Origin of the sequence: Dietzia sp. CQ4, from assembly GCF_014145125.1 — a bacterium.
Taxonomy (GTDB): Bacteria; Actinomycetota; Actinomycetes; order Mycobacteriales; family Mycobacteriaceae; genus Dietzia; species Dietzia natronolimnaea.
This window is the reverse complement of the sequence record NZ_JAALDZ010000433.1, coordinates 1-3535: the sequence shown is the minus strand read 5'-3', so window position 1 is coordinate 3535 and position 3535 is coordinate 1. Positions and strand designations below refer to the sequence as shown.

Sequence of the window (3535 nt, the reverse complement as noted above, 5' to 3'; positions counted from 1 at the left end):
CCCAGCGGCGCACGCCGAGCCGGGAGCGGGACCGGCCGGTGCCCGCCTCGGCCCGCTCCGGCCGGGTGGGCTCGACCGCGCATCCGGAGGCCCACCGGCTCACCACGCGGACCGATCTCTCGGACACCGTGCTGGGCCCGCGGAACTACACGCCTCGGCGGATCGGTCTCCTCGCCGTCGTCGCCATCATTCTGCTGGTGACGGTGTCGTTCCCCCTGCGCAATCACTATCAGTTCCTCTCGGACGAGAAGGCGGTGGCGCAGGAGCGGGCCGCGCTGCAGGCCACGATCGCCGAGCTCGAGGCCGAGGAGCAACTGCTCGCCGATCCGGCGTACATCGAGCAGCAGGCCCGCATCCGCTTCGGTGCCGTCAAGCCGGGGGAGACCCCGTACCGGGTGAGCCCGGTGGATCCGGTGGAGCAGGCGGCGGCCGAGCAGCGGGCCGCGGAGTTGGCGGCGCTCCCGTGGCAGACGCGGGTGTGGGACTCCATCTCCGTGCCCGCCGATCCCATTTTCCCGGAGAACTCGAGTCTCCCCGGGGGTACGTCGGTCCTCGAGGGCACCAGCATCCCCGGCGGCCCCGACACCCCGGCCGTTCCGGTCGATCCCCGACGCGGGCACCTCGGCGTCGATTCCCCGGGCAGCGACGCACCGCAACCCCAACCACAGGAGGACCCCCCAGCGTGAGCGCCGAACACAGCGTGTCCAGTGACGATCTCGACGCGATCGAGGCCCAGCTGGGCCGGCGGCCGCGCGGGGTGCTGGAGGTGTCCTACCGCAGCCCCGACGGCAGGCCCGGGGTGGTCAAGACCGCGCCGCGGCTGGAGGACGGCACCCCGTTCCCCACGCTGTACTACCTCACCGATCCGCGGCTCACCGCCGAGGCGAGTCGGCAGGAATCCGCGGGGATCATGAGGGGGATGACGACGAGGTTGACCGCCGACCCCGAGATGGCCCTGAACTACACGCAGGCGCACGAGCGGTATCTGTCCCAGCGCAACGAGATCGAGGACCTCGGTACCGACTTCTCCGGTGGCGGCATGCCCGAGCGGGTCAAGTGCCTGCACGTGCTGATGGCCTACGCGCTGGCCGAGGGGCCGGGCGTGGTGTGGCTGGGCGACGAGTCCGTGGCCCTGGCCTGCGAGGCCGGACTGCGCGGCAACGCGCTTCCCGAGGACTGGCCCACGCCCGAGGAGCTGGGCGTGCCCGACTACTACGCGCAGGAGCAGGAGTGACCGCGACTCCTCCCGGTGGCGCTGTCCGGGTGGGGACTGTTCGTGTTGGAGCAGTCGACTGTGGCACCAACTCCATCCGACTGCTCGTCGCCGAGGGCGTGCCCGGCCAGCCCGGACTCACGGACGTCCACCGCGAGATGCGGATCATCCGACTCGGCGAGGGCGTGGACGCCACCGGCCGGCTGTCGACCGAAGCGATCTCGCGGTGCCGCACTGCCCTCACTGACTACGCGGCCACGATGGCCGAGCTCGGCGTGAAGTCCGTCCGCATGGTCGCCACTTCCGCCACCCGCGACGCCAGCAACAAAGACGAGTTCTTCGACATGACCGCCGAGGTGCTCGGTGCGCACTTCCCGGGTGCGGTGGCCGAGGTGATCAGTGGGCAGACCGAGGCCGAGCTGACCTTCGCCGGCGGGGTGATTGACCTCGACCCGTCCGGCGGGCCATTCGTGGTGACCGATCTCGGCGGCGGGTCGACCGAGATCGTGGTGGGCGAGCTCGTTCGTGGTCAGGTACAGATCCTCGGTGCCCGCAGCCTGGACGTGGGCTGCGTGCGCCTCACCGAGCGTGTGCTCCACTCGGACCCGCCAACTGAGTCCGAGATCGCCGCGGCCCGGGCCGTGATCGCCGACTCGCTGGCCGAGGCCGGCGACGTGCCCGTGGGCCGGGCTGCCCGCTGGGTGGGTGTGGCAGGCACGTTCACCACGTTGAGTGCGCTGGCGCAGGGACTGGGGGAGTACGACCCTGAGCGGATCCACGGCAGAATCCTTCCGTTGGACCGGATGCGGGAGGTCTGCGACCGCCTTGTGAGCCAGTCCGTCACCGAGCGCCGCAGTCTGGGGCCAATGCACCCGGGCCGAGCGGACGTGATCGGCGGGGGCTCCATCGTGGTCCAGGCGCTGTGTGATGTGATGGCAGAACGTGCGGGGTTGTCCGAACTCACGGTGAGTGAGAAGGACATCCTGGACGGCATCGCGATGTCGGTGTTGACCCGCCTGGCCGGCTAGCACGGCCCACGGCGCGCCGCGCGCCCTCCGGCCTCGCCTCGGCGGGGTCTAGCCCCCATAGCCCAATTGGCAGAGGCAGACGGCTTAAAACCGTTTCAGTGTCGGTTCGAGTCCGACTGGGGGTACTAATACGGTGCTTCGGGGAATATTCGGCGCAATTACTCACGAAGAGGGCGCGACCAGTTCAAGAACCGTCTAGGATGCCTTGTCGACCGCCTGGAGTCGTGGACGCTGCCTATACGGGAAATCCAAGGAAGGAGGCTTTGAGGCCCCCACGAGGTCCCATCGAATTTCGTACTCGGGGTAAAGGTCTCTAATCAAGTCTGCTAGGGAGAAGTCTATGAACTCGAGTTTCTCGAATAATCCTGGGTGGATATTCCGCCACTCACTGGGGAATTTCACTAAGTGTTTTAGTAGACGCTTCAGTGCCTTCTTGTAAGCTAGTTTTTCTGCATAGTTTAACGCTTCAGGAAGGGCGATCTTGAGTTCATATCCCGAATTGTCGAAGTAGTAGGGTTCGGCGAATTTACGATCGCGGGCCCTCAGTTGAACATCGACGACGAGGTAGAATTCGTCTGGGGAAAGCAAGAATAGGGACGAAATTGCCCGACGATTCAATTCGTCTTCGGGCAAGGAGTCAACGCCTGCGGCGGCAACCGCGGCACTAGCGAGACAAAGAGTTCGGTGAAGGTCGAGTGGCGAGGAGATGTGATCTTTTTTAAGTTCTTCAAAGAACGAACTAGGCACTAACGGGTAGATTTACCTTAGGTTGGATTGTTGAATTCTGCTGCAAGCGGTCGCCGCCTCCAGCATTATTTCTGTGCGGTTCTCTGGTGTGCAAGTAAAGACTTCGGAGTGTCCACTGACGGGAACGAGGTCGGAAATCTCCTGCCAGTGCAGAAATGTTGGAGTCCAGGTTGTATACGGAGTTCTAACTTCACCTACCCCCACCGTTCTACGCCTCCTGCTTGCGGTCTGTGAACCGTCAGTCATTCTGTCCGATCCTCGGATCAATAGGTGTTGAACGGAGGTATAGATTCGGCTGGTGCAAAGCCCCCCCATCGTCCAAGCCGGATTGCGTTGCCGCGTGCGAGGATGTGCGAGCGGCGACTTGATGGCGATTTCTCGGGAAGTCTAGGCGTGGTCAGACTGACTTGACCTGATGCGACGCTCCCTGGTGGCGCGGCGCACCCTGCCGCCAGGGAAATCTGCCAAGCGGGGGGCACAATCCTGGTCCGAACCCGAAGCCTGATTGGCAGATAGGGCTAGTGGGTACGCCTAGTCCGGCGATCCG

The 3535-nt window shown here is 65.1% G+C and carries 4 protein-coding genes and 1 tRNA gene; 4 read left to right on the top strand and 1 reads right to left on the bottom strand.

The window, feature by feature from the left end; all coding sequences use genetic code 11:
- From G6031_RS18385 to G6031_RS18370, 4 genes are all read left to right on the top strand, one after another.
- Positions 1-686: septum formation initiator family protein (locus G6031_RS18385; protein WP_182654062.1), on the top strand; the 686-nt coding region annotated here is incomplete at its 5' end.
- Positions 683-1234, top strand: a complete 552-nt coding sequence (locus G6031_RS18380; RefSeq protein WP_182654061.1) for a DUF501 domain-containing protein — start codon at positions 683-685, stop codon at positions 1232-1234. The genes G6031_RS18385 and G6031_RS18380, both read left to right, overlap by 4 nt.
- Positions 1231-2241, top strand: coding sequence for a Ppx/GppA phosphatase family protein (locus tag G6031_RS18375; RefSeq protein ID WP_347238530.1), 1011 nt, complete (start codon positions 1231-1233; stop codon positions 2239-2241). The genes G6031_RS18380 and G6031_RS18375 overlap by 4 nt, the downstream gene beginning before the upstream one ends.
- A 51-nt stretch (positions 2242-2292) precedes the next feature.
- Positions 2293-2366, top strand: a tRNA-Leu gene (locus tag G6031_RS18370).
- A 70-nt stretch (positions 2367-2436) separates the two neighbouring features.
- On the opposite strand, the gene G6031_RS18365 is transcribed toward G6031_RS18370, so the two are convergent.
- Entirely contained in the window at positions 2437-2988 is a 552-nt protein-coding gene (locus tag G6031_RS18365) for a hypothetical protein (protein ID WP_182654060.1), read from the bottom strand.
- Between the last annotated feature and the right edge of the window lie 547 nt (positions 2989-3535).